2 protein-coding genes are annotated in these 1,850 nt (G+C 59.4%); one reads left to right on the forward strand and one right to left on the reverse strand.

Features of this window, described 5'->3' with window-relative positions:
- Positions 1-1,168 (forward strand): AAA family ATPase (locus tag I5M_RS15830; RefSeq protein WP_022722287.1); only part of this gene is annotated, 1,168 nt, incomplete at its 5' end.
- Between the two features lie 68 nt (positions 1,169-1,236).
- Here I5M_RS15830 and I5M_RS29880 read toward each other — a convergent pair.
- On the reverse strand, positions 1,237-1,850 hold a 614-nt coding region (locus I5M_RS29880; protein WP_022722288.1), incomplete at its 5' end, for an acyl-CoA dehydrogenase family protein.

Here is a 1,850-nt window from a genome sequence, read left to right on the forward strand (position 1 = left end):
TCCAACCGGTACAGGCAAGACGACATTCGCACAGGCTCTGGCTCGAACCTGCAGGGTTCCGATCCATATCCACTCACTCGCCCGCTGGCAGGCGGCTGGGTATTTGAATGACCTGTTGAAGGCGATGAGGAGAGCCTTCCGAGATGCCATTCTGGATGCACCCAGCATCCTCTTCGTAGACGAGATCGATGCGTTTGGGGATCGAGAGACGCTGGAGGGAAGGAACGAGCAATATACGCGCGAGGTGATCAACGCTTTTCTCGAATGCCTCGATGGCGTAGACGGGCGTGAGGGCGTGGTGGTGGTCGGGGCGACCAATCTCCCGGAAAAGATCGACAAGGCCATTGTGCGGCCTGGGCGTTTGGGAAAGCATGTCAAAATCCCCCTGCCCGACCTCGAGGCTCGTATTGGAATTCTGCGCCACCATCTCAGAGATGACTGTGTCTCTGCCGATCTGGCCGACATCGCATCTCGCCTGGAGGGCGCTTCTGGAGCTGTGATCGAACAGGTGGTACGGGACGCACGGCGGAAGGCTCGTTCTAGACGGCGTCCGATGGCGTTTGCCGATCTTCTACACGGCCTTCCGGTTCGGATCGTGCAGACCGCAGAGGCCTTCCATGAGGCCTGCATCCATGAGGCTGGTCACGCCATGGTTGGCTACCTCCTCGCGGAGCTCTCCGGAAGTCTTCTAGTCGAAAGCCACGTCTGCCGGGAGGTGGGTCTGGACGGATCTGGTGGTCGCACCGTCATGAAACAGATCCCGGGCCGCAACCTCGGGAGAGAGGCATATTTGGCCCAAATCACCATCCTTCTCGCAGGCCTTGCAGCCGAGGAATTCGTACTCGGGCACTACGCCGATGGCGGCGGCGGGTCCGAGGATTCAGACCTCCAACAGGCGACGCTCGTCGCGGCGACAATGGAAATCTCGCTAGGTCTTGGTGAAAGCCTCGTTTATCTTTCGTCCCGGCGACCAAACGATGTGATGGCACGCCTACGGAACGATTCATTGCTCAACCAAATTGTCGCGAAAACACTGAACGAATGTTTCGAGAGGGCCAAAAACATCCTTGCCAAACACACGGCTGGGCTCGGCGAAATCATCCGGCTACTGAGCGAACGCCAAAAGATCTCTAAGGCAGACATCGAGACCCAACTGCGTTCTATTTGAACTCAACGGTCCTTTCTGCCGTAGATAGAACAAGAGCCTCTGCTCGAGCACACTTCGGCCAGACGAAACTATTTGTTCGAGTGTTTCTTCAGTTCCTGCCGGGCAATTTGGTTGCGGTGGACTTCGTCCGGACCATCGGCCAGACGTAGCAGCCGTGCGGTCGCGTACGCGGCCGTGAGGCCGAAATCGTTGCTCGTACCGCCGCCGCCGTGCGCCTGGATGGCCCAGTCGATCACCTGGCAGGCCATGTTCGGCACCGCGACCTTGATCATGGCGATTTCAGTCTTGGCGACCTTGTTACCGACGGTGTCCATCGCATGGGCCGCATTGAGCGTGAGCAGCCGAGCCTGCTCGATCATGATGCGCGATTCCGCGATGCGCTCCTGAGTCACGGTCTGCTCCGAGACCGGCTTGCCGAATGCGACGCGGCTGGCCGCACGCCGGCACAACCTTTCCAGCGTTCGCTCAGCGAGCCCGATCAACCGCATGCAGTGGTGAATCCGCCCCGGCCCCAGGCGGCCCTGCGCGATTTCATCATGGCGATACAAAGCGTTGAGCGTCTTCATGTACTGATCGAGATCGAACGCCTCGACCAGAGAGCGTATTTGCGCCACGAAGGCTGCGGACTCGGGATAATCGGTGGGGATCTGGTCGAGCTTGGACTCGATGCCGCGGATGTAGC

This window comes from Rhodopseudomonas sp. B29 (assembly GCF_000333455.1).
GTDB lineage: Bacteria > Pseudomonadota > Alphaproteobacteria > Rhizobiales > Xanthobacteraceae > Rhodopseudomonas.